Below are 23969 nucleotides of genomic sequence, written 5' to 3' on the forward strand. Positions count from 1 at the left end.
ATCATCTCCCGGCCCCCCCCTCTCCTCCCTGCTCGCTCGGGGGGGCCCCCGCGGGGGGGGCCGCCCCCCCCTCCTTCGTACCGGCCGCGGCCGGTCGTCCTAGGCGTACGCGCCGATGTCCTTGATCATCGCGAAGCCGAGCCCGTACGCGCTCATGCCCCGCCCGTACGCGCCCACGTGGACGCCCTCCTGGGTGGAGCCGGCGAGCACCCAGCCGAACTCGGACTCGCGGTAGTGGAAGGTCGTGGGGACCCCGTCCACGGGGAGGGACAGCGTGGACCAGTCCGAGCCGTCCAGGTCGTCCGCCAGCACCCAGGCGGTCTCGGTCTGCTGGTCCAGCCAGTCGTCGCGCAGCGTGTGGTCCATCTGGCCGGGCCAGGTGAAGGACAGCAGCCCCACACCGGCCAGCCAGGCGGCCGAGGAGACCGAGGTGGCCTCCAGCAGGCCCGTGCCGTCGGCGCTGCGCCGGTCGGGGTTGGCGGCGACGGTGACGACCACCGCGAACCGCTCCTTGTCGTCGGCCGGCTCGGGGCGCACCACCGGCTCGTCGCCGTGGCCGATCGAACCGTGCTCGACGACGCCTTCCGCCGACATACCCACCTGCATCAGCCAGCGCGGCCCCGTGAAGGCCTCGTCGAGGCCGTACCAGGGGAAGGGCGCCAGCAGGTAGCCGTCGACCGTACGCCGGGCGGTGGAGACCTGCTGTCCCTCAACCGCGACCGGCGCCTGCGCGCCTACCCGACTTGTCGTCTCCATCTGCCGGACGCCTCCTCGTTCTCGGCGGACCGGGTGGCCCGCCCCCCTCGGGCGTCCTTCGGTCCGCACAACAACTGGGCAGCATAGCGACACCGCCGCGAGCAGCGGCGAAAGCGCCCGGCGCGTGGGGCGTGTGCACGGCACAAACGGGCCGGTCGGGGCATGTTTCCGGCCCCGGCACGCCGTCACGGGGAGCCGGTCTCGCGGCTCCGCGTCGCGCTATGGCGTTCCTGCTTGGCGTTCCGGCTCGGTGGCGGCCGGGCGCCGTGGATCAGGTGGCGTCGGCGTCGTAGGGCGGGCGCTCGTCCGGGTCGGCCTTCTCGGGCTTCTTCGTCATGTCGACGGAACCGCCGGCCGAGCCCTTCGAAGAGGCGGAGGAGTCGGACTCCCGGCTGTGCACCGCGTCCGTGACCTCGGCCATCTCCTTCTTCAGGTCGAAGCCGTTACGGATCTCCTTGAGCCCCAGCTCGTCGTTGTCCAGCTGCTTGCGCAGGAACGTCTTGGGGTTCAGGTCCTCGAACTCGAAGTCCTTGAACTCGGGGCCGAGCTCGTCACGGATGTCCGCCTTGGCGCTCTCCGAGAACTCACGGATCTTGCGGATGGTGCGGGTGACGTCCTGAATCATCTTCGGGAGCTTGTCCGGACCGAACACGAGCACGGCGAGGACGACGAGCGTCACCAGCTCAAGTGGTCCTATGTCATTGAACACCTGGTAGCTCCTTGCGATGTCCGGGCCTCGGCCCTCGGGAGTGTTCCGTGGTCCGGGCCGTGGCCAACGGTACCCGGCCATCCCGTCCGTCCGGAACTGTCCAGGGGCTTCCGACTTGCTGTGTGCCTCTGGTTTTCCGTGATGTTTGCCGTCCGGAGCTGCGGTGTCGTCCTCCGTTGTGAGGTTCGTGTCATTCCCGGGCCGGGGCTCGCGGGGTCTCAGTCGCCGTCGGCGGATCCGAGGACGAGGGTCAGCGTGCGGTCCGCGCCGCCCCGGTGAACGGTGAGCCGGAGGCGGTCCCCGGGCCGGTGGGCGCGGGTCTTCACGATGAGTTCCTCACCGGAGTGCACCCGCGTGCCGTCGACCTCGGTGATGACGTCGCCCGCCTTGATGCCCGCCTCGGCGCCGGGTCCGCCCGAGCTGACCGGCGGGCCGCCGTCGGCGGTCTTCGTGCCGACCCGCGCGCCGTCACCCGAGTAGTTCATGTCGAGCGTGACACCGATCACCGGGTGCGTGGCCCGACCGGTGTTGATGAGTTCCTCGGCGACCCGCCTGGCCTGGTTCACGGGGATGGCGAAGCCCAGGCCGATGGAGCCGGCCTGACCGCTCTCCAGGTCGGAGCCGTTGTCGGCGGAGCGGATGGCGCTGTTGATGCCGATGACCCGGGCCCGCGAGTCGAGGAGCGGGCCGCCCGAGTTGCCCGGGTTGATCGGGGCGTCGGTCTGCAGGGCGTCCACATACGAGACGTCGCTGCCGTCGCCCTTCTCACCGCCCGCCGTGATGGGCCGCTCCTTGGCGCTGATGATCCCGGAGGTGACGGTGTTGGCGAGGTCGAAGGGCGCGCCGATGGCGACGACGGGGTCGCCGACCTGGACGCTGTCGGAGTTCCCGAGCGGCATGGGGGCGAGTCCCGAGACGCCGGAGACCTTCACGACGGCGAGGTCGTAGCCGCTGTCGTGCCCGACGATCTTCGCCTTCGCGGTTTCGCCGCCGCTGAACGTCACCGATATCTCACCGCTGTCGCCGGCGGGTTCGATCACGTGGTTGTTGGTGAGGATGTGTCCCCGGCCGTCGAGGACGAACCCCGTGCCGGTGCCCTCCTCCTCGCTTCCCCGCACATGCAGGGTGACGACGCCGGGGAGCGCGCGTGCCGCGATGCCGGCCACGCTGTCCGGGGACCGCCCGGGGGCCTCCTTGGCGGCCTGCGGCAGCTCGACCCTCGTCATCCCCTCGTTGCGCTGCAGATACGCGCCCACGACCCCGCCGACCCCGCCGGACAGCAGCGCGAGCACGACGGCCGCGAACACGAGGGTCTTCCGCGTCCGCCCGCGGCGCTGCGTCACGGTGGGCACGGCGCCCCCGTTCTGCTGGAGCGGTGCCGGTGCTGCCCAGGGGTCGTAGTTGCGCCAGGGGTCCGGGGCCGCGTCCTCGGGGATCGGGAGCGGGACGTCCTGGGGCGCGGGGTCGAGGGGTGCCCGGGCCTGCGCCGGAATCGCCGCGGACAGGCCGGAGCCCTCGGCGTGGGGGGTGGTGGGGTGCTGGACGGGCGGAGCGGGGGCCCAGGGGCCGGGGTGGCCGTAGGGAGGGGTGCTGTAGGGGTCGGAGGCGTGCAGGGGCTCCGGACGCGCCACAGCGGGCCGCGCCAGCTCGTAGTCCCCGTCGTCACCGGGGCCCGTGCCGTCGCCGGTCAGGGAAGGTGCGCCGGGGCCGTGCGGCCCGGTGGGTGCGGCGCCGGACGCTTGCTCGGGGACGACCTCGACGGCCCCGGACGGCCCGTCGGAGTCGGAGACCGGGCCGAGCCCGACGCCGGGGTGTGCGGAGCCCGCCTCTCGCGCCGGGCCGGTGTTCGCGGCAGGCCGCGCCAGCTCGTAGTCACCGGTGTCGGCCTCACGGGCTCCCGGCAGCGACAGGTCGCCGTCGGCACCCTCGCCGGCTCCGGCCACGTACACACGGCCGGCATCGGCGTCGGCGTCGACATAGGCAGCGGCGTCGGCGTCGGCGTCGGCGTCGGGCTCACGGTTCTCCGGCAGGCGCGGCTCACCGGTCCCGGTCACACGGTCTTCCGTGAGACGCGAGTCGCCATCGGCCCCGACCAGGTCCGCATCACCGGCATCGGCTTCCCGTGGCTCAGGCACCGGCGAGTCACCGGTGTCGCCCTCACGGGCTCCCGGCAGCGACAGATCGCCGTCGGCACCCTCGCCGGCTCCGGCCACGTACACACGGCCGGCATCGGTGTCGGCGTCGAAATAGGCAGCGGCGTCGGCGTCGTGCTCACGGTTCTCCGGCAGGCGCGGCTCACCGGTCCCGGTCACACGGTCTTCCGTGAGACGCGAGTCGCCATCGGCCCCGGCCAGGTCCGCATCACCGGCATCGGCTTCCCGTGGCTCAGGCACCGGCGAGTCACCGGTGTCGGCTTCACGTGGCCCGAGCACCGGCGCGTCACCGGCATCGGCATCGGCCTCATGTGGCCCAGGCACCGGCGAGTCACCGGTGTCGGCCCCTGGAACCTCCGGCAGGTGTGCGTCCCGTGCAGCGCCCTCTCGGGCCCCCGGCACCTGCGCCCGGGGTTCAGGAATGCCCGGCCGCGCGGGAGCGGGCTCGGAGGGACCGGGGCGCCCGGCCGAGCCGGCCGGCTCGGCCGCCGGTTCGGTGGCTGGGCCTTCGGCTGCCGGGCTCGTGAGAGGAGCCGGTGGGGTGTCGGGGCCCGGACCGTGCGGCCGGGGCCTGCTCCACCACTTCGCCTTCGTGGGCTTCCCCTCGTTCATGCTCTCCCCACACCTGGCCCGCGGCACCACTCGCCGACGGTCACCACAGACCGGTCGACGCCACGCCCGAATCCCTCCCGCGGGCGCGGCCCACCCCGGATTCAACCAGGTTCACGGGCCGCCGCGCAGAGGGCAGGGTCAGCGAAGGCTACGGGCGGAGGGGGAGGTGGGGGACGTGGAGGAAGAGGGGGACGGTGTGGCGGCGGGGGCGGCGAGCAGCCCTGGGGCCGTGGTCTCCGAGGCGGCGGACCACGTGTTCAGCGCGACCGGCTGGGCGCTGGAGAGCGGGCGTATCAGCGGGGACATGGCGGCGGCACCGGCGACGACCGGGGTCGTCAGCGTGTGCACGGCATCCGCACCGCGGTTCGCCGGAGCGGGGACTCCGGGCAGCAGCGGGGCGGACACTTCGGTCGGGGCGACCGGAGCGTTGCCGAGAGAGCGCTCGCCCTGGGCGAGCAGCGGTCCGACCGACCGGCGGCGCTGTGCCTCGGGGGTCGTGGGCGTACCGGTGCCCTGGGTCCGGGCGGGCGTCACGTTGCTTCCGAGACCGGAGCCTCCGCGCGCGTCCACGGTGTCCCCGGCGATGCCGGTCGAGACTCCGCCGAGCGCGACGGCGGCCAAGGACACCGCGCCGGCCGCGGCGGCCGCGAAGCGCAGCCCGCGTGAGGCCGACCGCTCGGCTTCGTGACGGCCGACGTCATGGATGTGGAAGCCGCGCCCGGAGGAAGGAGGCAGCACGTCGGCGTGCGGTCCCGCGGGCACGTAGCCGAAGGGCTCACCCCGAACTCCGAAGACGCCGGGCATGCCCGGGCCCGCGGAGCCGCCGGGAAGTCTTCCTCCGAACGCACCTCCGCCGAACGGCGAACCGCTGTCGGAGTCACCTCCGCCGGGCAGTCCCTGAAGACGGGCCAGGAAGCTTTCGGACGGGGGCGGCGGGGCCATTTCGGCGAAGACGTTCTTCAGGCGTCGCTGGGCGTCGGCCTCGGCCTTGCACTTCGCGCAGGTCGCGAGGTGGGCGAGGACACGGTCGCGCGACTCATGACCGAGCTCTCCGTCCACCAGGGCGGAAAGTCGGTCCCCAAGATGCTGCTCGGCAGGGGTGGGACGGGTTCCACTCACGCGGTCGCGCCCCCTCCCCCCAGCACGGGCACGCGGGCCGCGAACGAGCGTCGCTCGGCGCGTGCCTCGGGGGACCGGTGTGCCAGGGCCTTGCGCAGCTGGGAGCGGCCGCGGTGGATCCGGGAACGGACCGTGCCGAGCTTGACGCCCAGGGTCGCGGCGATCTCCTCGTACGACAGTCCTTCGATGTCGCAGAGGACGACGGCGGCGCGGAACTCGGGCGCGAGGGTGTCCAGCGCCTGCTGGACGTCGGCGTCGAAGTGCGCGTCGTTGAAGACCTGCTGCGGGGAGGGTTCTCTGCTGGGCAGGCGCTCGGCCGCGTCGTCGCCGAGGGCGTCGAAACGGATGCGCTGCTTGCGGCGCACCATGTCCAGGAAGAGGTTCGTGGTGATGCGGTGCAGCCAGCCCTCGAAAGTCCCGGGCGTGTACGTGGACAGCGAGCGGAAGACGCGGACGAAGACCTCTTGCGTGAGATCCTCGGCGTCGTGCTGGTTGCCCGTGAGGCGGTAGGCGAGGCGGTAGACGCGGCCGCTGTGGGTGCTGACGATCTCCTCCCACGTGGGCGGAGTCCACGGCTGCGACTCCGCGTCGGTGGTGAACGTCGCGGTCTGCACAGGGGCAGCAGCATGGGACTGGTCAGCGTTGTCGGTCACGGATTTCGGCTCACCCGCTGATCTGAGCAGGCGCCGGAGCACTCCGCCTCGATCCACAGGCGCAGCCGCACCTCCCCTGTCGGCTCTGGTGGTGTCCAGTGGAGCCCCTACCATAGCCACCTCGCCCGTTAGCTCCGGATAAGCGGTTTTACGAGAATTTGATACGGGCTCATATGGGTGCGTCAGCACCTGCCCGTCACCTCGCTCCGTGCGCTGGTCCATCGTCTTTCCCCCGCTCTGTTTCCCCACCCCTCTAAACGCCCGGTCCCATCAGCAGGTTCCCGGCACCAACGGATACAGTCACGCCCAGGCAACCACGGGGACAGGAGAGGGTCATTACCGGCAACCGGCAGACGAGCTGGGCGTTCGCCGACGCCTTTGTCGCCGAGGACGAGACGCTGCGCTGGGCCCGGGACCGGGCCCGCGAGGCAGGCATGCGCTCGGTGTCTCCCGGCACGGGTGCGGCGCTGCGGATGCTCGCCGCCACCGTGGACGCGAAGGCGGTCGCGGAGATCGGGACCGGGACCGGCGTCTCCGGGATCCATCTGCTGCACGGGATGCGGCCGGACGGGGTACTGACCACCGTGGATCCGGAGCCGGAGCGCCAGCAGTTCGCCCGCCAGGCCTTCCGTGCCGCCGGTTTCGCCACCAACCGCGCGCGCTTCATCCCGGGCCGCGCGCTGGACGTCCTGCCCCGCCTCGCGGACGCCGGATACGACCTCGTCTTCTGTGACGGCGACCGTCTGGAGTGCCTCGACTACCTCGCTGAATCGTTGCGCCTGTTGCGCGTGGGCGGGCTCGTCGTCTTCGAGGGCGTCTTCGCGGACGGCCGCACGGTGGACTCGGGACCCCAGCCGGCCGAGGTGAGCCGCCTGCGCGAACTGCTGCGCGCGGTGCGCGAGAGCCAGGAGCTGGTGCCGTCGCTGCTGCCGGTGGGCGATGGCCTGCTGTGCGCGGTCAAGCGCTGATCTGCCGCGCCCTCCCCTCCCCCACCGCACACCCCGTCGCACACCTCTGACCAGGCCATACACCGAAACTGCGGGCTCCGGCCGGGGCGGCGGGGCAGTGTTCTCCGCCCGAAAAGACAGCTTCCCCGACACCAGGTACGGTGCCGGGGAAGCTGAAGAGGTAGGGTCGCGTTCCGCGTCAGCCGACGACCTTCTTGAGAGCGTCGCCGAGCGCGTCGGCCTCGTCAGGGGTCAGCTCGACGACGAGCCGACCGCCGCCTTCGAGCGGAACGCGCATGACGATGCCCCGCCCCTCCTTGGTCACCTCGAGCGGGCCATCGCCCGTCCGCGGCTTCATGGCCGCCATGCTCGTTCCCCTTCCTGAAACCAGCTCATCGTCGCCGACGGCCCCCTCGGAGGGCACGCGTGTCCTCTCATAGGACACACGTCACCGGCATCGAACACATTGCTTCCAGGCCATTATCCCGCATCTCAGGACCCGATGACCAACATCAGTCGGCATCGCTTGCGCAACGCGCTTGAGCAAAACCACTCAATTCGGCGATGTGACTGCGATACTGCGCCGCCGCATGGACTTCCAGGGCACGGAATTCTTTGACGCAGGTCACATGACCGGCCGGCTCCACCGCCGGTGATCTCCGCCATGCTGTCATCGGACAGGACGTACCGGACGGTACGACGGAGCCGCGACACCGGAGGGGACCCACCATGGCCGACACCGTGCTCTACGAGGTGAGCGACGGACTCGCGACGATCACGCTGAACCGCCCCGAGGCGATGAACGCGATGAACACCGGGACCAAGGTCGCCCTCCGTGACGCGGCACAGGAGGCGGCGGCCGACGAGGGCGTGCGGGCGATCCTGCTGACCGCCGCGGGCGACCGGGCGTTCTGCGTCGGGCAGGACCTGAAGGAGCACATCGGGCTGCTGGCCGCCGACCGGCAGTCCGGGGCGGGCCGGACCATGAGCACCGTGCGCGAGCACTACAACCCCATCGTGCGGGCCCTGACGGGTGCGGCGAAGCCCGTGGTGGCCGGCGTCAACGGCGTCGCGGCGGGTGCCGGCTTCGGGTTCGTGCTCGCCGCGGACTACCGCGTGGTCGCCGACACGGCCGCCTTCAACACCTCGTTCGCCGGGGTCGCGCTGACCGCCGACTCCGGGGTGTCCTGGACGCTGCCCCGGGTGGTCGGCCCGAGCCGCGCCGCCGACCTGCTGCTCTTCCCGCGCAGCATCAGCGCGCAGGAGGCCTACGAACTGGGTATCGCGAACAGGCTCGTTCCGGCCGCGGATCTGCGTGCTGAGGCGGAGAAGGTGGCGCGGGCGCTGGCCGCGGGGCCGACGCTCGCCTACGCGGCGCTGAAGGAGTCCCTCACGTTCGGGCTGACCCACTCGCTCGACGAGACCCTGGAGAAGGAGGACGAACTCCAGTCGCGGGCCGGTGCCTCCGAGGACCACACCATCGCGGTCCAGGCGTTCGTCGACAAGGAGAAGCCCAAGTACCTCGGACGCTGACCGTCCGGCGGTTGACGGGAAGGGGCGCCACGGGCCGTGAACGGCCCGTGGCGCCCCTTCCCGTTCGATGTCTCGGCCGCACGCCGGTCGCCGTCCCCGGCGCCCGTCAGACGGCGTCGCGCGCCCCGCAGTCCGCCAGGTGGTCGTTCACCAGTCCGCACGCCTGCATCAGGGCGTACGCGGTCGTGGGACCCACGAAGCGGATGCCGCGCTTCTTGAGCGTCTTGGACAGGGCGGTCGACTCGTCGGTGACGGCGGGGACGTCGGAAAGCCTGTGCGGGGCCGGGCGGGTCGCCGGGTCGGGGGCGAAGGACCAGATCAGTTCGTCCAGCTCGCCCGGGGCCCAGTCGGCCAGCACGCGCGCGTTGGAGACCGTCGCCTCGATCTTGGCGCGGTTGCGGATGATGCCCGGGTCGGCGAGCAGGCGCTCCTTGTCGGCGTCCGTGAACGCCGCGACCTCAGGAATCCCGAAGCCCGCGAACGCGGCGCGGAAGCCGGGGCGGCGCCGCAGGATGGTGATCCAGGACAGGCCGGACTGGAAGGCCTCCAGGCACAGCCGCTCGTACAGCGCCTGGTCGCCGTGGACCGGGCGGCCCCACTCCTCGTCGTGGTACGCCACGTAGTCCTCGGTCGACAGCGCCCAGGGGCAGCGCAGCACCCCGTCGGGACCGGCCAGCGCGTCGCTCACCGCTCGTCCTGCGGGTGCTTGCGCAGCGAGGTGGGGGCGCTCGCCGCGCGGGCCCCCGCGAGCGCGGACTCCAGGTCGGCGATCCGCGCGTCCCGCTCACCGATCTCGGCGCTGAGACGCCCGAGGACGTCGTCCACGTCCGCCATGCGGTAGCCGCGCACGGCGACCGGGAAGCGCACCGCGTCCACGTCACCCCGGTGCACGGGACGGTCGTACGGCAGCGGGTCGTGCAGCCGCTCGGGCTCGGCGTCGGGAAGCGGGGTGCTCTCGCCGCCGCCCACCACGGAGACGGTGACCGCGGCGACCACGACGACGAGCGCGACGACGAGGAACAAGAACATGAACATCGCTGGAGGTCCCCACGCTCTGGTGCCGGCGCGGAGCGCGCCGACGCGAAGTACGGATGCCGGCGCGTACGGGTGCCGGAGGTGCTGATACTGACGGGAAAGCAGTCTGACGCCGGAAGTGTCAGGCTCCGATCGTGCCATGCGAGTCTGACAGTTAAGGTCGCAGGCGGTTCATCGGCGGTAACCACTGGGAGAGGTCATAGGGGATGCTCAGGCTGGGCAGGCGTGAATTCGACCCGCGGGAGCCGGTGATCATGGCGATCGTGAACCGGACCCCGGACTCGTTCTACGACCAGGGGGCCACCTTCCGGGACGAGCCCGCCCTCGCGCGCGTGGAGCAGGCGGTGTCCGAGGGCGCCGCCATCATCGACATCGGCGGGGTCAAGGCCGGCCCCGGCGACGAGGTCACCGCCGAGGAGGAGGCGCGCCGTACGGTCGGTTTCGTCGCCGAGGTGCGCCGCACCTTCCCCGACGTGATCATCAGCGTCGACACCTGGCGGCACGAGGTGGGCGAGGCGGTCTGCGAGGCGGGCGCCGATCTGCTGAACGACGCCTGGGGCGGGGTGGACCCGCGGCTGGCGGAGGTGGCCGCCCGGTACGGGGTGGGCCTGGTGTGCACGCACGCCGGGGAGACGGAGCCGCGGACCCGCCCGCACCGGGCCGCGTACGACGACGTGATGGCCGACATCCTGCGCGTGACGGTCGGTCTGGCGGAGCGCGCGGTCTCCCTGGGGGTGCCCCGCGAGTCGGTGCTCATCGATCCCGGGCACGACTTCGGGAAGAACACCCGGCACAGCCTGGAGGCGACCCGGCGGCTCGGAGAGATGGTCGAGACCGGGTGGCCGGTGCTCGTCTCCCTCTCCAACAAGGACTTCGTGGGCGAGACGCTCGACAAGCCCGTCAAGGAGCGGGTCGTCGGAACTCTCGCGACGACCGCCGTCTCCGCGTGGCTGGGGGCGCAGGTCTACCGCGTCCACGAGGTCGCCGAGACCCGGCAGGTGCTGGACATGGTGGCGTCGATCGCGGGCCACCGGCCGCCGGCGGTGGCCCGGCGCGGGCTGGCGTAGGCGCCGGTGCCACGGGGCTCGGGAGGGGCTGAACCCGCGGTCCCTCCCGGGCCCCCGGTCGCTCGCTAGCGGCCGGCCTCCTTGGACACCAGGGCCACCGCTTCGTCCACGTCGTCGGTCAGGTGGAACAGGAGCAGGTCCTTCTCGGAGGCCTTGCCCTGGGCGATGAGCGTGTTCTTGAGCCAGTCGACGAGGCCGCCCCAGTACTCCGTGCCGAACAGCACGATCGGGAACCGGGTGACCTTCTGCGTCTGGACCAGGGTGAGCGCCTCGAACAGCTCGTCAAGGGTGCCGAGCCCGCCCGGCAGGACCACGAAGCCCTGCGCGTACTTGACGAACATCATCTTCCGGACGAAGAAGTACCGGAAGTTCAGGCCGATGTCGACGTACTGGTTGAGCCCCTGCTCGAAGGGAAGCTCGATGCCCAGGCCGACGGAGATGCCCTTGGCCTCGCAGGCACCCTTGTTCGCGGCCTCCATGGCACCGGGGCCACCGCCGGTGATCACGGCGAACCCGGCCTCGACGAGACCACGCCCGAGGGCGACGCCCGCCTGGTACTCCGACGAGTCGGCCGGCGTCCGGGCGGACCCGAACACACTGATCGCGGGCGGCAGTTCGGCCAGCGTCCCGAAGCCCTCGATGAACTCCGACTGGATGCGCAGCACCCGCCAGGGGTCGGTGTGCACCCAGTCCGACGGGCCTCCCGCGTCCAGCAGCCGCTGGTCCGTGGTGCTCGCCTGCACCTGGTCCCGCCTGCGCAGCACCGGGCCCAGCCGCTGCTCCTCCGGTGGCCGCTTCTTGCCCTCCGGGTTGCCAGTAGCCATGTCCACTCCCTCCGCGTACGGGTCTCCCCCGCCCCGGCCGGAGCCGGGTCCTGGGGAAGGTCGTTCCGCCCCAGCGTAGATCTCCGCTGGTTACGGCGGGGGGACGTGGGCATGTCCGCCACGAACAGCCGTCGGTACGTCTCAGGCGGTGAGCCAGGAGCGCAGCCGCTCCTCGCCCGCGAGGATCTTGGCCGTCTCCACCCGCTCGTCCCTCTTGTGCGCCAAGTGGGGGTTGCCGGGGCCGTAGTTGACCGCCGGAACGCCGAGGCTGCTGAAGCGGGAGACGTCGGTCCAGCCGTACTTGGGCATCGGGGTGCCCCCGACGGCCTCGATGAACGCGGCGGCAGCCGGGTGGGAGAGGCCGGGCAGGGCGGCGCCACTGTGGTCGTCGACGACGAACTCGTCCACGCCGCAGTCGGCGAAGACCGCGCGGACGTGCTCGATCGCCTCTTCCTCGGTGCGGTCGGGCGCGTAGCGGAAGTTGACGGTGACGACGCACTCGTCGGGGATGACGTTGCCGGCGACCCCGCCGGAGATGCCCACCGCGTTGAGTCCCTCGCGGTACTCCAGGCCGTCGATCACCGGGTAGCGCGGCTCGTACGCGGCGAGCGCGGCGAGGATCGGGGAGGCCGCGTGGATCGCGTTCGAGCCCATCCAGCTGCGGGCCGAGTGGGCCCGCTCGCCCCGGGTCTTCAGCAGCACCCGCAGCGTGCCCTGGCAGCCGCCCTCGACCTGTCCGTCCGAGGGTTCGAGGAGGACCGCGAAGTCGCCCTCCAGCCAGTCCGGATGGGCCTCGGCGACATGCTTCAGCCCGTTCAGGTGGGCCGCCACCTCTTCGTTGTCGTAGAAGACGAAGGTGAGGTCGCGGTTGGGCTCGGGGACCGTGGCCGCGATCCGGAGCTGGACCGCGACGCCCGACTTCATGTCGCAGGTGCCGCAGCCCCAGAGCACGCCGTCCTCGTCGAGCCGGGAGGGCACGTTGTCCGCGATCGGCACCGTGTCGATGTGACCGGCCAGGACGACCCGCTCGGCGCGGCCGAGGCGCGTGCGTGCCACGACGTTGTTGCCGTACCGGTCGACCGTCAGGTGCGGCAGGGCGCGCAGGGCGGCCTCGACGGCGTCCGCGAGCGGCTTCTCGTCGCCGCTCTCCGAGGGGAAGTCGACGAGCTGCGCGGTGAGCTCGGCTGCGTCCAGGGTGAGGTCTAGGGAGGTGTCGGCCATGGCGTCGACCCTAGCGCGCCGGGCCGGCACCCCCGAAAGGGTCCGGAAGGGGCCGGAAGCGGTGGTACGTCCCGGCCGGCCCGGCGGTTGTCCACAGCCCCAGGGGGTGCCGACAGCGACCTCCAGTACCTTGTACGCGTGTCAGAGCCGCCCCCCGCCCCCGTCCGGCGCCCGCGCCGCCGGCTCCTCCGCTTCGGAGGGGCCGCCGTGGTCCTGCTCGCGCTCGCGGGCTATCTCGCGGTGCAGTACCTCACGGGCGGCACGGGCGCGCCCCGGTGCAGCGTCGTCTCCGGCAAGGGCGACGGCGCGTCGTACGAGTTCAGCCCCGAGCAGGCGGTGAACGCGGCGACGATCTCCGCGGTCGGCACCTCCCGGGGGATGCCCGAGCGGGCGGTGGCCATCGCTCTCGCGACGGCGCTCCAGGAGTCGGGGCTGCGCAACATCCAGCACGGCGACCGTGACTCCCTCGGCCTGTTCCAGCAGCGGCCCTCACAGGGCTGGGGCACACCGCGACAGATCATGGACCCGGCGTACGCCTCGGGCGTCTTCTACGAGCATCTGGCGAAGGTCCCCGGTTACTCGCGGCTGCCGCTCACCGTCGCGGCGCAGCGGGTGCAGCGCAGCGGTTTCCCGCAGGCGTACGCCAAGCACGAGCCGGACGCGACGCTGCTGGCCGCCGCGCTCACCGGTCGTGCCGCCGCCACGCTGACCTGCCAGGGACGCCCGGACGCGACACCGGCGGGGGGTGCGGACGCGGTGCGCGCCGCACTCGCCAAGGACTTCGGGCGGGACGTCCTCCAGGAGGCGGGCGCGACCGTCGGCGCCGGGGACGGCTCGGCGTCACCGGAACCCACCGCCTCCGTCTCCTCCGGTGCCTCGGCCTCGTCGTCCGCCGCGTCGACCGGCGGCACCGTGACCGTGCCGGTGCGCGAGGGCGCCACCTCCGGGACCGGGACGCTCCGGCGCGGCTGGGAGCTGGCCCACTGGGCGGTGGCCAACTCCTCGGCGCTGCACATCGAACGGGTGTCGTACGCGGGGCGCGAGTGGACCGCCGGACGGTCCGAGGGGTCGTGGCACACGACCGACGCGAAGAGCGCCTCCCCCACGGGGAAGGCCGCGTCCGAGGTCCGGATCGTCACCGGGCAGTAGTGCGGGCCCTCACTCGTGCGGATTACCCCGCCCGCGACGGGCCCGCGTTCTTTACGGACTGCCGGCCGCTCACGCGAAGGCTCGCGAAATCCCTTGAGAACAAAGGGCCGTAAGGATTCGTCAGACTTTCCCGACGGACTACGTTTGCCCGTTTTTATCCACAACTGATTATGCGACGCATTACCAACTCTTTACGTCGGGTCACCGCAACCTTCGAGGACTTCGAGCGGTAGTCACTGCGTCCAGCCCGGAACGATCACCGGAGGCACACCAGCATCCGGTACGCCGGTCCGGTCGGACAGTTCACCGTTTTCTCCCGTCTAAGGAGCACCATGTCCCTCCCCCTGACCCGCCGGATCGCCCGTGTCGCGCTGCTCATCGCAGCGGGAGCGGCGCCCGTGGTCGGTGCGGCCGGCTCCGCCAGCGCGGCCGCACTGCCGGCCACCCCCGACCTCGGCGGTCTGACCGCCCTGGACGGGGCGAGCGTCGGCAACACCCTCGACGGAGCGACGCAGAACGTCACCGGGACGGCCGGCAAGTCCGGTGGCGACACGGTCAAGAAGGCGGTGCCCGCCGCGGGCAGGACCGGCGGCAAGGTCGCGAAGACCGTGACGCCCGCCGCGCAGAAGGTGGCCGGGGAGACGGCCGGCCAGGCCGGCGGCCTCCTGGGTGACACCGCGAAGACCGCGACCGGCGGCGGCCTGCCGACGGACGGCGTGGCCAAGGGCGGCCTGCCGACCGACCAGCTGCCGCTCAAGGGTCTGCCGCTCGGCTAGTCCGTCCAGGCCGTACGACGACGGGGGTCCGGGGAACTCGCTTCCCCGGACCCCCGTTTCGCTGTGTCCGCCCGCCTCGCGTCGTCCCGCCCCGCCAGGCGCGGGTTCAGGAGGTGAGGCGTTCCACCGCGGCGGCCACGCGTTCGTCCGAGGCGGTCAGGGCCACGCGGACGAACGTCTCGCCGGCCTCGCCGTAGAAGTCGCCCGGGGCCACCAGGATGCCCAGTTCGGCCAGGTGCGCCACCGTCGACCAGCAGGACTCGTCGCGGGTGGCCCAGAGGTAGAGGCTCGCCTCGCTGTGCTCGATACGGAAGCCGTGGTCCACCAGCGCGTCGCGCAGGGCCGCGCGGCGGGCGGCGTAGCGCTCGCGCTGTTCACGGACGTGGCTGTCGTCCCCGAGGGCGGCGACCACGGCGGCCTGGGTCGGCGCGGAGGTCATCATGCCGCCGTGCTTGCGGATCTCCAGCAGCTCGCCGAGGACGGCGGGGTCGCCCGCGAGGAACGCGGCGCGGTAGCCGGCCAGGTTGGAGCGCTTGGACAGCGAGTGGACCGAGACGATCCCCTCGTAGGAGCCGCCGCAGACGTCCGGGTGCAGGACGGAGACCGGCTCGGCCTCCCAGCCCAGCTCGATGTAGCACTCGTCGGAGAAGACGAGGATGCCGTGCTCGCGCGCCCAGGCGACGATCCGGGTCAGCTCGGCCGCGGAGAGGACCTTGCCGGTCGGGTTCGACGGGGAGTTCAGCCACAGGAGCTTCAGGTCCGTCGGGTCCAGCTCGGTCGGGTCGTCGTAGGCCACGTAGTCGGCCCGGGCGAGCCGCGCGCCGACCTCGTACGTCGGGTACGCGAGGCGCGGGTAGGCGACCTTGTCCCCCGGACCGAGGCCCAGCTGGGTGGGCAGCCAGGCGACGAGTTCCTTGGAGCCGACGATCGGCAGGACGTGGCGGTGGGTGACGTCCCGTGCGCCGAGCCGTCGCTCCACCCAGCCCGTGAGCGCGTTCCGCAGCTCGGGCGTGCCCCACACCGTGGGATAGCCGGGCGAGTCCGCGGCGGCGACCAGAGCTTTCTGGATCAGCTCGGGCACCGGGTCGACCGGTGTGCCGACGGACAGGTCGACGATGCCGCCCGGGTGAGCTGCGGCGGTCGCCTTGTAGGGCTCCAGCTTGTCCCAGGGGAAGGTGGGAAGCCGGTCGGAGACTGCGGACACGGGATCGGGCTCACTTTCTCGTACGTACGGCCCGTACGTTGTCGTGCTGGCGGCCCCGCCCACGGCCCGTTCGGACGGCACGGGCCGCCGCACGGGCCGGAACGGCAAATGCCTCGGTCCCGTACGGCGATCGGAGCGATCGGGGCCGTACGGGACCGAGGCGGCGCTCCTGGAGCTACCGCCGGGGAAGCCCCGGCGGTCCGCTCACCGGTGCTACTGGTTCTGCGGCGGAAGGGCTGCGATGAAGGCGTGGTCGCGCTCGATCAGGCCGAGCTTGCTGGCGCCGCCGGGCGAGCCGAGCTCGTCGAAGAACTCGACGTTCGCCTTGTAGTAGTCCTTCCACTCCTCCGGAGTGTCGTCCTCGTAGAAGATCGCCTCGACCGGGCACACCGGCTCACAGGCTCCGCAGTCGACGCATTCGTCCGGGTGGATGTACAAGGACCGGGAGCCCTCGTAGATGCAGTCGACCGGGCACTCCTCGATGCACGCCTTGTCCTTGACGTCGACACAAGGCTGCGCGATGACGTAGGTCACGCTGTCGTTCCTCCTCGATAGGGCGCTGGCGGGCCTGCGTAGGCTCCGCCGCCTGGCGCGCGGGAGCGCGGCGTCGTCGATGCCCGCCCCTAGTATCTCCGTTCTTGGGCATGATCCGAACAGGAGGGGTGGACCGACCCGTGGAAATCTCTGCTTCCGGCCGACTCGAGGTCCGTATCACCGCTGCTGACGTGGGAAAACGCGTCTCAGTTCGACGATTGACCGACGATGGAGACACGGTGGAGAAGTTCACCGATACGGTCGGTGTTCTCACATCATGGGACGACGGTGTGCTGCTGATCACACGACGGACCGGTGAGCGGGTCCGGATCGCGGAGTCGACGCTGGTCGCGGGCAAGGTCGTCCCGGCCGCTCCGGCGCGGCGGCGCGGTCCCGCGGCGTCGTACGAGGAGCTCGCGCGGGTCGCCGCCCGGGCCTGGCGTCCCGTGGAGAGCGAGCGGCTCGGCGGCTGGGAGCTGCGCGCCGCCGGCGGGTTCACCCGGCGCGCCAACTCCGTGCTGCCGCTGGGCGACCCCGGCGTGCCGCTGGACGACGCGCTGACCCTGGTCCGGGACTGGTACGGCGCCCGTGGCCTCCCGGCCTACATCCAGACCAGCACCGGCGCCGAGGGCACGGAGGAGCTGCTGTGCGCGCACCTGGAGGCGCGCGGCTGGTCGAACGAGGTGACCGCCGAACTGTGGATCGGCGCCCTCGCGCCGCTCGCCGACCGTGAGGCCCCCGAGGTGACGCTCTCCCGGACGGCGGACGCGTCGTGGCTCGGCCGCTACCAGCGCAAGGGGGTCGGCGAGGTGGCCCTGCGGGTGCTGGGCAGCGGGCCCTCGGTGTGGTTCGCGACGGTTCCGGGGGCGGAGGGTGAGCCGCCGGCCGCGATCGGGCGGTGCGTGGTGGACGGCCGCTGGGCCGGTTTCGCGGCCGTGGAAGTGGACCCGGCACACCGGCGCCGGGGTCTCGCCACCGCCGTGATGGCCGCCCTGGCCGACCGCGCCCTGGCCGAGGGCGCGTCGGCGGCCTGGCTCCAGGTGGAGACGGACAACACGGCGGCCCGCACCCTGTACGCCGGCCTGAGGTTCGCCGCCCACCACGCGTACCACCACTACCGGTGGACGCCGGGCGAGGAAGCCGCGGAGGGCGCGGGACCCACGGGGCCGGCGGGAGCGGAGCGGGACGCGTCCGAGGGCGCGGCCGCCACGGCGCCGGAGACGTCCGGCGGTGCCGAGACGTATCGATCGGCGTGAAGGGGCACGAACCCGCTATGTCTTCCCCGCAGCCCCCGGAGAACGAGCGAGCCGACGAGGTGCGGCGGCGGTTCGCCGAGGAGGCGCGGGCCGGGCGTCCCGATCTCGCCCTGCTCTGCCTGCTCGTGGGAGCCTCCGCCGACGGCACGCTCGACGAGGCGGGGATCGACGCGGCGCAGATCGAACTGGACGAGCTGGCGGGGAGGTTGCCGTTCCGCCCGGGCGGCCCCCGCTCCTGGGCGACCGCGCTGGCCGAACTGCTCGGCGGGCGCTGCGGTTTCCGCGGATCGCCGGCCGACTACCAGCGGCTGGAGTCGTCCCTGCTGCACACGGTGCTGCGACGGCGCCGCGGGCTGCCCATCCTGCTCTCCGTGGTGTGGATGGAGGTCGCCCGCCGGGCCGGCGCGCCGGTCTACGGGGTCGCGCTGCCCGGCCACTTCGTGGTGGGCTTCGGACCGGCCGAGGACCAGGTGCTCGCGGACCCCTTCGACGGCGGGCGGGTCCTGGCCGGGGCCGACGCGGAACTCCTCGTCGCGGGCGCGACCGGCGCTCCGCTGGACCCGTCGATGCTCTCCCCCGCCGACCCGCTCGACGTGGTCCTGCGCATCCTCAACAACGTCCGCGCCTGGGCCACCGCCCGCCCGGAACGCTCCGACGTGGCCCTCTGGGCGGTCGAACTCTCCCTGCTACTCCCGTCCCACCCGGCCCGACTGCGCTACGAGCGTGCCCAACTCCTCGTGCAGCGAGGCGACTTCCTGACGGGCGCGGCCGAACTCGACGCCTACGCCGACGTGGTGTCGGCAGTCGACGAACCCGCAGCCACCCGGGTCCGCCAACAGGCCCTGGCAGCAAGGGCGATGCTCAACTGACACCCCCCAGAGGCGACGAAAGATCCCCACCTCCGGTTGCCTCCCCCATGAACATCTTCCGGTCAAGCCCGGGCAAGTTCCCAGAAAAGCAATCCCGCCCCCCGAACAGAACACCCCCACCAAATCACCAACAGCCGCACGTATGCGATGTTTTCGCCCCGCGACTCCTTGTTACTCTCCGCCACGGCCCTGAACGCAACATGACCACCAGGGCCGTCAAACAACGGGAGAATCAAGTGCGGAAGTTCGCAGTAGGGATCCTGGCGGCCGGCCTGTTCGCGGCCGGTGCCGGAACCGCGTTCGCCAGCTCGTGGCACGCCATTCCGAAGCTCACCACTGGTGGCGCGGAACTCAACTCCGGCCAGTACACGTTCTGGCCCGCCGGCACGAACCACGGCGCGTTCGAGTGGAAGGGCAACCTCAAGGACGCCGACAACGGCGACGGGCACAACGTGTACACGCAGGTCCGCGTCGAGGGCTACAGCTGGAGCCGGTACAACGGCAAGCAGAAGAAGACCGTCCCGCAGGACTACCTGAACTGGAGCGGCGACGAGCGCTACACGTCCGACGCGTACATACGTGTCTGCCGTGACCGGGGCTCTCTGCACCCCGACAACTGCTCCGTGACCAAGCACTACCGACGGTAGGCAGCAAGCCGCACGGCCGAGGGCCCAGGGGTGTGTGCCTGGGCCCGTTCGCTTCTTGGGGGAAGCCATCAGCAGTTCGGACATCCATGCCCCGGAGATCCTCTCGGCCACGGGAGTCGACCTCTCCTACGGTGCTCAGCCCGCCGTGCGGGACGCGCATCTCTCGGTGGCGCGCGGGGAGGTCGCCGCCATCACCGGGCAGAGCGGTTCGGGGAAGTCCTCGCTTCTGTACTGCCTGGCGGGCGTGCTGCCCGTCGCCCGGGGCCAGGTGCGGTTCGAGGGGCGGACGCTCGGCGGGCTGAGCGACGACGAGATGAGCACGCTGCGCCGCGAACGCTTCGGATTCGTCTTCCAGTACGGCGAGTTGCTCCCCGAGCTGACCATCGAGGAGAACACCGCCCTGCCCCTGAGGCTGGCGGGCCGGCGCAAGGGCCCCGCCCTCGCCGCCGCGGGCGAGGTCCTCGGCCGCCTCGGACTCGGCGGACTGCGCGAGCGCCGGCCGTCGCAGGTGTCCGGGGGCCAGAGCCAGCGCGTCGCCGTGGCCCGGGCCCTCGTCCACCGGCCGGCCGTCGTCTTCGCCGACGAACCCACCGGCTCGCTCGACAGCGCCAACGCCTCCGCCGTGCTGGAGGAGTTCCTCGGTCTGGCCCGCTCGCAGGGCACCGCGGTCGTCCTCGTCACCCACGATCCGGCGGTGGCGGCGCAGGCCGACCGGCGCTACTCGATGACCGACGGAGTGCTGTCCCCGGGGGAGCCGCTGTGAAGGAGTTCCTGCTCGGGCTGCGTCTGCTGCTCGGTGCCGGACGCGGCAACCGGGTCCGCTTCCTGCTGATGGCCGCGGGCGGCTCCCTCGGGGTGTGCTGTCTCGCGCTGGTCCTGACCATCCCGGCGATCCTGGACGCGCACGACGGGCGGGCCGCCGCCAGGGAACCCACCACGTCCTCCCACGCCCCTTCCGCGCGGTCGAGTCTGGTCCTGGAGCGCTCGGACCCGCACGGTTCGAAGGCCTTCACCCGCGTCTTCGTCGCCCGCGGCACGGACGCCTCCGCCGTCCCGCCCGGCCTGCGCGGACTCCCGGGTCCGGGCGAGGTGTTCGTCTCCCCCCGGGTTCACGCCCTGCTGCGGGAGGAGCCCGCCCTCAAGGGGCTGCTGCCGGGCGACGAGAAGGGCCTGATCGGCGCCGCCGGCCTGACCAACCCGGACGAGCTGTACGCGTACGTCGGTACGACCCGCGCCCAACTCGGCGGCAAGGCCCGCGTCCTGACGGGATTCGGCTACGGCTACGCGCCGATCCCCGCCGTCGATCCCTCCACCCTGACCATCCTGCGCTTCGCCCTCGCCACCATCGTCCTGCTTCCCCTGGGCGTCTTCCTCTCGGTCTGCGCGCGGCTCTCCGCGGCCAGCCGCACCCGGCGCCTGGCCGCTCTGCGCCTGCTCGGCCTGAGCGTCAAGGGCACACAGCGGGTGAACGCCGCCGAGACGGTCGTCGCCTCGCTGCTCGGCGCCGTGCTGGGCCTGGGCGAGTACACGGTCCTCAACCAGGTGATGTCCCGCACCGGGCTGCCGGGCCTTCGGTGGTACCCGGCGGACGGCGGCCTCTCACCGACGACCGTCGGCGTCTGCCTGATCGGCTGTCCGGCGCTCGCCTGGTTCGTCGGACGCGCGAGCGCCCGGAGCGCGGCGACCAACCCGCTCGCCGTGCGCCGTACCGCGCTGCCCGGAGCACCTTCGCGATGGGGCGGTCTTCTGCTGATCACGGGCCTCGGCATCGTGACCGGCTACTGCGCGACCGGCTTGACGACCCACCCGGCTTCGAGCGACGGCCCGGCCGCACTCCTCGTCCCGGCCGGTGTGCTGCTGACCGGCGCAGGCCTGGTCCTGACGCTGCCGTTGCTCTCGTACACGCTGGCCCGGAAGGTCGCCGGCGCCACGCAGTCGCTCACCCTGAACCTGGCGATGCGCCGCAACGAGGTGGAACCGGGCAGCGCCATGCGCGTGGTCACGGGACTCGTCCTCCTCGTGTACGCCGCCTCGCTGGCCCAGGGCATCCTGATCGAGGAGAACCAGGTCACCCGGCCCGACAGCCCCGCCCAGGACTACTCCATCGCCCTGTCGGGGCTCACCTCCCGCCGGCAGAGCGACCTCGCGGACGTGCCGGGCGTCCGGGCCCACGCCCTGACGATGGACTCGTGGGTGTCGCTCAAGGGTGGCTCGCAGGTGGAACCGCGGGTCACCGCGCTCGTCGCCACCTGCGCACAACTACGGCAGTTCGTCGAGCACTCCGAGGGCTGCGTGGACGGCAGGGTCCTGCGGCTCGTCGACCCGAACACCGCCGCCGACCCGGGCGTGCACCCCGGCGCCGTGTTCCCCTTCAGGATCCGGAGGGACGGACGGCGCACCACGCTGTCCCTCACGCTGCCGTCCGACCGCGTCGTCTACGGCGCCCACGACCCCTCGGCGGTCGGTGGCGCCGCCGTGCTGGTCCCGCCCTCGGAACTGCCCGCCGGGGCGCGCCCGGAGTCGGCCCGCTACGTCCTCACGGGCAGCTCCGATCCGGATGCCGTCCGCCGGGTGCTCGACGGGATCGGCGCGGCCGCCCCGACCGCCGATGTCGACCCCATCGGCGTCAACATCGACGGACTCCAGCAGATCGGCGTCATCGAGAGCCTGCTCGGCCTCGGCATGGTCATGGGTCTGGTCATCGGCCTCGCCGCGTTCCTCGTCTCCGTCACCGACCGTGCCGTCGAACGCCGGGCGCACGTCACGGCCCTGACCCTGATCGGAGCACGGGCCAGAACGCTGCGGGCCGTTCAGTGTGCCCAGGTCGTCCTGCCGCTCGCGATCGGGCTCGTCCTGGCGCTCGTCGCGGGCAGGCTCGCGGAGTCGAGTTATCTCGTCACCGGCGGAGGCGAGGTCTTCTGGGACACGGCCGGGCTGCCGCTGCTGGGGATCGCCGCACTCGGTGTGGTGGGGGCCGCGGCCGTGGGGACGCTGCCCCTCGTGGGCCGGGACATCAACCCGGAGCTGATCAGACGCGATTGACGGGGGTCGGCAGACCGTCGCCCCTCACAGCCACCCCTTCTCCCGAGCCGTCCTCACCGCTTCCGCGCGGTTGCGGACCGCCAGTTTCTGGATGGCCGTGGAGAGGTAGTTGCGGACCGTGCCCTGGGAGAGGTGGAGGGCGGTGGCGAGTTCGGCGTTGGTGGAGCCGTCGGCCGCGGCGCGGAGGATCTCGCGTTCGCGGTCGGTGAGCGGGTTGGCGCCGCCGGCGAGTGCGGCGGCGGCCAGGGTGGGGTCGATGACGCGCTCTCCGGCGAGCACCTTGCGTACGGCCGCGGCGAGTTGGGCGGCCGGGGCGTCCTTGACGAGGAAGGCGTCGGCGCCGGACTCCATGGCGCTGCGGAGATAGCCGGGACGGCCGAAGGTCGTGAGGATGAGCAGCTTGATACCGGGGAGTTCCCGGTGGACCTGCGCCGCCGCCTCGATGCCCGTCATGCCCGGCATCTCGATGTCGAGGAGCGCCACGTCCACGTCGTGGGCGCGGGCGGCCGCCAGCACCTCGTCACCGCGGGCCACCTGGGCGACCACCTCGATGTCCGGCTCCAGTCCCAGCAGGGCGGCCAGCGCCTCGCGGACCATCGACTGGTCCTCGGCGAGCAGGACCTTGATCGTGCGGCTCATGCACCGGATCCTACGGTGTCGTCCGCCGGGCCCACAGGGGCCCGATCGCCGGTGAGGGGGACGCGGGCGACCAGCCGGAACCCGCGCCGGGTGCGGCCCGCCTCCAGCGATCCCGCCTCCTTCTCCAGGCGTTCGGTCAGCCCCGTCAGGCCGTTGCCTGGGGTGCCGCCCGCGGATCCGCCCGAGCCGTCGTCCTCGACGGACAGTTCGAGGACGGCGCCGTCCAGGGTCTGGCGGCGGACGAGCTCCACCGTGCAGCGCCGGGCGCCGCTGTGCCGTACGACGTTGGTGACCGCCTCGCGCAGCGTCCAGGCGAGCGCGGACTCGCTCTCCGCGGACACATCGTGCAGGTCGGGCTCGGCCGGCAGGTCGGCGACGACACCCGCGGCCGTCAACGCGACCTGTGCTCCGGCGAGTTCACCGGCGAGCCGGGGCCGCCGGTAGCCGGTGACCGCCTCACGGACGTCGACGAGGGCCTGGCGGCTCACCTGCTCGATGTCCGCGACCTGCTGGGCCGCCTTGTCGGGGTGGTCGGGCAGCATGCGCCCGGCCAGTTCGCTCTTCAGCGTGATCAGCGACAGTGAGTGGCCGAGGAGGTCGTGCAGGTCCCGGGCGAGCCGCAGGCGCTCCTCGTTCGCGGCGAGTTGGGCGACGGTGGCCCGCGCCCGGCGCAGCTCCACCGTGGTGCGCACCAGCTGGCGTACGCCCGTCATCGCGTAGCCGATCAGGACCACCAGGAGGACGAGGTTGCGCGCGTCCTCCTCGCCGCCGTGCAGGCCGACGAGGAGCATCACCACGGCGGTGAGCGGGATCGTCCAGTACGAGACGCGGAGCGGGAACGCCGTCCCGCAGGCCACCGAGACGTACACGAACAGGCCGAGCCACGGCGGGCCGAGGGTGAGGCAGAGGACGGTGGCGAGCGCGCCGAGGGTGAGGATCATGAGCGCCACGCTCAGGGTGCCGGCCGAGGCCTTGCCCATGTTCCGGAAGACCAGGGTCAGGTAGATGGCGACGAAGCCGGCCAGGCCCACCCAGCCGGCCACGACCGCCGGTGTGGTGTGGTCGCCGGACACGAGGTCGTGGACCGGTGAGCTGAGGAACACCAGCCAGATGACGATCCAGACCGACTTGCGCAGCGCCTCGCGGAGGTCGCGGGGGGACTGCCCCATCCGCACCAGCCGGTCCGTTCGGGCCTGGTCCGGCAGCGAGTCTTCCGTCATGGCA

At 72.3% G+C, this 23969-nt stretch carries 24 protein-coding genes; 10 read left to right on the forward strand and 14 right to left on the reverse strand.

Going from position 1 to position 23969, the window contains the following annotated elements:
- Positions 1-99: 99 nt before the first annotated feature.
- From ABZT74_RS12225 to sigE, 5 genes are all read right to left on the reverse strand, one after another.
- A complete protein-coding gene (locus tag ABZT74_RS12225; RefSeq protein ID WP_355865023.1) occupies positions 100-756 on the reverse strand; it encodes a hypothetical protein in 657 nt (218 codons plus the stop codon).
- Positions 757-1027: 271 nt separating this feature from the next.
- Positions 1028-1465: a sec-independent translocase gene (locus ABZT74_RS12230; protein ID WP_355865026.1), complete on the reverse strand. Its 438-nt coding sequence runs from the start codon at positions 1463-1465 to the stop codon at positions 1028-1030.
- 218 nt (positions 1466-1683) lie between these two features.
- Positions 1684-3369, reverse strand: coding sequence for a trypsin-like peptidase domain-containing protein (locus tag ABZT74_RS12235; RefSeq protein WP_356434470.1), 1686 nt, complete (start codon positions 3367-3369; stop codon positions 1684-1686).
- A 999-nt stretch (positions 3370-4368) separates the two neighbouring features.
- Complete coding sequence (locus ABZT74_RS12240; protein WP_356177567.1) at positions 4369-5349, reverse strand: anti-sigma factor; 981 nt, start codon at positions 5347-5349, stop codon at positions 4369-4371.
- The gene (sigE, locus tag ABZT74_RS12245; RefSeq protein ID WP_266762435.1) at positions 5346-6044 is read right to left on the reverse strand and encodes an RNA polymerase sigma factor SigE; all 699 of its coding nucleotides are present in this window, start codon (positions 6042-6044) and stop codon (positions 5346-5348) included. The genes ABZT74_RS12240 and sigE overlap by 4 nt, the downstream gene beginning before the upstream one ends.
- A gap of 392 nt (positions 6045-6436) precedes the next feature.
- Between sigE and ABZT74_RS12250 the strand changes: the two genes are divergently transcribed.
- Positions 6437-6970, forward strand: a complete 534-nt coding sequence (locus ABZT74_RS12250) for an O-methyltransferase (protein WP_355865034.1) — start codon at positions 6437-6439, stop codon at positions 6968-6970.
- A gap of 178 nt (positions 6971-7148) precedes the next feature.
- Here the strand turns inward: ABZT74_RS12250 and ABZT74_RS12255 are convergent, their stop codons facing one another.
- Positions 7149-7316 carry a DUF3117 domain-containing protein gene (locus ABZT74_RS12255; RefSeq protein ID WP_003966491.1) on the reverse strand — a complete coding sequence of 56 codons (168 nt, stop codon included), beginning with the start codon at positions 7314-7316 and terminating at the stop codon, positions 7149-7151.
- Positions 7317-7678: 362 nt separating this feature from the next.
- Here ABZT74_RS12255 and ABZT74_RS12260 point away from each other — a divergent pair, with 362 nt between their 5' ends.
- Entirely contained in the window at positions 7679-8482 is an 804-nt protein-coding gene (locus ABZT74_RS12260; RefSeq protein WP_356434388.1) for an enoyl-CoA hydratase-related protein, read from the forward strand.
- A 106-nt stretch (positions 8483-8588) separates the two neighbouring features.
- Here ABZT74_RS12260 and ABZT74_RS12265 read toward each other — a convergent pair whose 3' ends face one another.
- Complete coding sequence (locus ABZT74_RS12265; RefSeq protein ID WP_355865040.1) at positions 8589-9170, reverse strand: DNA-3-methyladenine glycosylase I; 582 nt, start codon at positions 9168-9170, stop codon at positions 8589-8591.
- A complete protein-coding gene (locus tag ABZT74_RS12270) occupies positions 9167-9517 on the reverse strand; it encodes a DivIVA domain-containing protein (protein ID WP_356434391.1) in 351 nt (116 codons plus the stop codon). The genes ABZT74_RS12265 and ABZT74_RS12270 overlap by 4 nt, the downstream gene beginning before the upstream one ends.
- Before the next feature lie 206 nt (positions 9518-9723).
- Between ABZT74_RS12270 and folP the strand changes: the two genes are divergently transcribed.
- Positions 9724-10584: a dihydropteroate synthase gene (folP, locus tag ABZT74_RS12275; RefSeq protein WP_355865046.1), complete on the forward strand. Its 861-nt coding sequence runs from the start codon at positions 9724-9726 to the stop codon at positions 10582-10584.
- Positions 10585-10649: 65 nt separating this feature from the next.
- On the opposite strand, the gene ABZT74_RS12280 is transcribed toward folP, so the two are convergent.
- Entirely contained in the window at positions 10650-11408 is a 759-nt protein-coding gene (locus ABZT74_RS12280; RefSeq protein WP_355865048.1) for a TIGR00730 family Rossman fold protein, read from the reverse strand.
- 141 nt (positions 11409-11549) lie between these two features.
- Entirely contained in the window at positions 11550-12629 is a 1080-nt protein-coding gene (gene dapE, locus ABZT74_RS12285; RefSeq protein WP_356434393.1) for a succinyl-diaminopimelate desuccinylase, read from the reverse strand.
- A gap of 138 nt (positions 12630-12767) precedes the next feature.
- On the opposite strand from dapE, the gene ABZT74_RS12290 reads away from it, so the two are divergent.
- The gene (locus ABZT74_RS12290; protein WP_356434396.1) at positions 12768-13778 is read left to right on the forward strand and encodes a heavy metal transporter; all 1011 of its coding nucleotides are present in this window, start codon (positions 12768-12770) and stop codon (positions 13776-13778) included.
- 332 nt (positions 13779-14110) lie between these two features.
- Entirely contained in the window at positions 14111-14554 is a 444-nt protein-coding gene (locus ABZT74_RS12295) for an ATP-binding protein (RefSeq protein WP_356177564.1), read from the forward strand.
- Between the two features lie 106 nt (positions 14555-14660).
- Here ABZT74_RS12295 and ABZT74_RS12300 read toward each other — a convergent pair whose 3' ends face one another.
- Together ABZT74_RS12300 and fdxA are read right to left on the reverse strand one after the other, a co-directional pair.
- Positions 14661-15758, reverse strand: coding sequence for a bifunctional succinyldiaminopimelate transaminase/glutamate-prephenate aminotransferase (locus ABZT74_RS12300; RefSeq protein WP_356177563.1), 1098 nt, complete (start codon positions 15756-15758; stop codon positions 14661-14663).
- Positions 15759-15971: 213 nt separating this feature from the next.
- A complete protein-coding gene (gene fdxA / locus ABZT74_RS12305; RefSeq protein ID WP_030573070.1) occupies positions 15972-16292 on the reverse strand; it encodes a ferredoxin in 321 nt (106 codons plus the stop codon).
- A 140-nt stretch (positions 16293-16432) separates the two neighbouring features.
- Between fdxA and ABZT74_RS12310 the strand changes: the two genes are divergently transcribed.
- From ABZT74_RS12310 to ABZT74_RS12330, 5 genes are all read left to right on the forward strand, one after another.
- Complete coding sequence (locus ABZT74_RS12310; RefSeq protein ID WP_356177562.1) at positions 16433-17548, forward strand: GNAT family N-acetyltransferase; 1116 nt, start codon at positions 16433-16435, stop codon at positions 17546-17548.
- A 17-nt stretch (positions 17549-17565) separates the two neighbouring features.
- Entirely contained in the window at positions 17566-18417 is an 852-nt protein-coding gene (locus ABZT74_RS12315; protein ID WP_356177561.1) for a transglutaminase-like domain-containing protein, read from the forward strand.
- Between the two features lie 236 nt (positions 18418-18653).
- Positions 18654-19064 carry a hypothetical protein gene (locus ABZT74_RS12320; RefSeq protein ID WP_356177560.1) on the forward strand — a complete coding sequence of 137 codons (411 nt, stop codon included), beginning with the start codon at positions 18654-18656 and terminating at the stop codon, positions 19062-19064.
- Positions 19065-19119: 55 nt separating this feature from the next.
- A complete protein-coding gene (locus ABZT74_RS12325; RefSeq protein WP_356177559.1) occupies positions 19120-19827 on the forward strand; it encodes an ABC transporter ATP-binding protein in 708 nt (235 codons plus the stop codon).
- Positions 19824-22106 carry an ABC transporter permease gene (locus tag ABZT74_RS12330; RefSeq protein ID WP_356434399.1) on the forward strand — a complete coding sequence of 761 codons (2283 nt, stop codon included), beginning with the start codon at positions 19824-19826 and terminating at the stop codon, positions 22104-22106. Before ABZT74_RS12325 ends, ABZT74_RS12330 begins: the two co-directional genes overlap by 4 nt.
- A gap of 24 nt (positions 22107-22130) precedes the next feature.
- On the opposite strand, the gene ABZT74_RS12335 is transcribed toward ABZT74_RS12330, so the two are convergent.
- Entirely contained in the window at positions 22131-22745 is a 615-nt protein-coding gene (locus tag ABZT74_RS12335; RefSeq protein WP_356177557.1) for a response regulator transcription factor, read from the reverse strand.
- A complete protein-coding gene (locus tag ABZT74_RS12340; protein ID WP_355865588.1) occupies positions 22742-23965 on the reverse strand; it encodes a sensor histidine kinase in 1224 nt (407 codons plus the stop codon). Before ABZT74_RS12340 ends, ABZT74_RS12335 begins: the two co-directional genes overlap by 4 nt.
- Positions 23966-23969: the final 4 nt, after the last annotated feature.

This window comes from Streptomyces sp. NPDC005302, from assembly GCF_040607345.1.
In the GTDB taxonomy this organism is placed as follows: Bacteria; Actinomycetota; Actinomycetes; order Streptomycetales; family Streptomycetaceae; genus Streptomyces.

Coding starts and splice junctions, on each gene's coding strand:
- ABZT74_RS12225 (WP_355865023.1), bottom strand. CDS start 756: ATGGAGACGACAAGTCGGGTAGGCGCGCAGGCGCCGGTCGCGGTTGAG.
- ABZT74_RS12250 (WP_355865034.1), top strand. CDS start 6,437: ATGCGCTCGGTGTCTCCCGGCACGGGTGCGGCGCTGCGGATGCTCGCC.
- ABZT74_RS12255 (WP_003966491.1), bottom strand. CDS start 7,316: ATGGCGGCCATGAAGCCGCGGACGGGCGATGGCCCGCTCGAGGTGACC.
- ABZT74_RS12260 (WP_356434388.1), top strand. CDS start 7,679: ATGGCCGACACCGTGCTCTACGAGGTGAGCGACGGACTCGCGACGATC.
- ABZT74_RS12270 (WP_356434391.1), bottom strand. CDS start 9,517: ATGTTCATGTTCTTGTTCCTCGTCGTCGCGCTCGTCGTCGTGGTCGCC.
- folP (WP_355865046.1), top strand. CDS start 9,724: ATGCTCAGGCTGGGCAGGCGTGAATTCGACCCGCGGGAGCCGGTGATC.
- ABZT74_RS12280 (WP_355865048.1), bottom strand. CDS start 11,408: ATGGCTACTGGCAACCCGGAGGGCAAGAAGCGGCCACCGGAGGAGCAG.
- dapE (WP_356434393.1), bottom strand. CDS start 12,629: ATGGCCGACACCTCCCTAGACCTCACCCTGGACGCAGCCGAGCTCACC.
- ABZT74_RS12295 (WP_356177564.1), top strand. CDS start 14,111: ATGTCCCTCCCCCTGACCCGCCGGATCGCCCGTGTCGCGCTGCTCATC.
- ABZT74_RS12315 (WP_356177561.1), top strand. CDS start 17,566: ATGTCTTCCCCGCAGCCCCCGGAGAACGAGCGAGCCGACGAGGTGCGG.
- ABZT74_RS12335 (WP_356177557.1), bottom strand. CDS start 22,745: ATGAGCCGCACGATCAAGGTCCTGCTCGCCGAGGACCAGTCGATGGTC.
- ABZT74_RS12340 (WP_355865588.1), bottom strand. CDS start 23,965: ATGACGGAAGACTCGCTGCCGGACCAGGCCCGAACGGACCGGCTGGTG.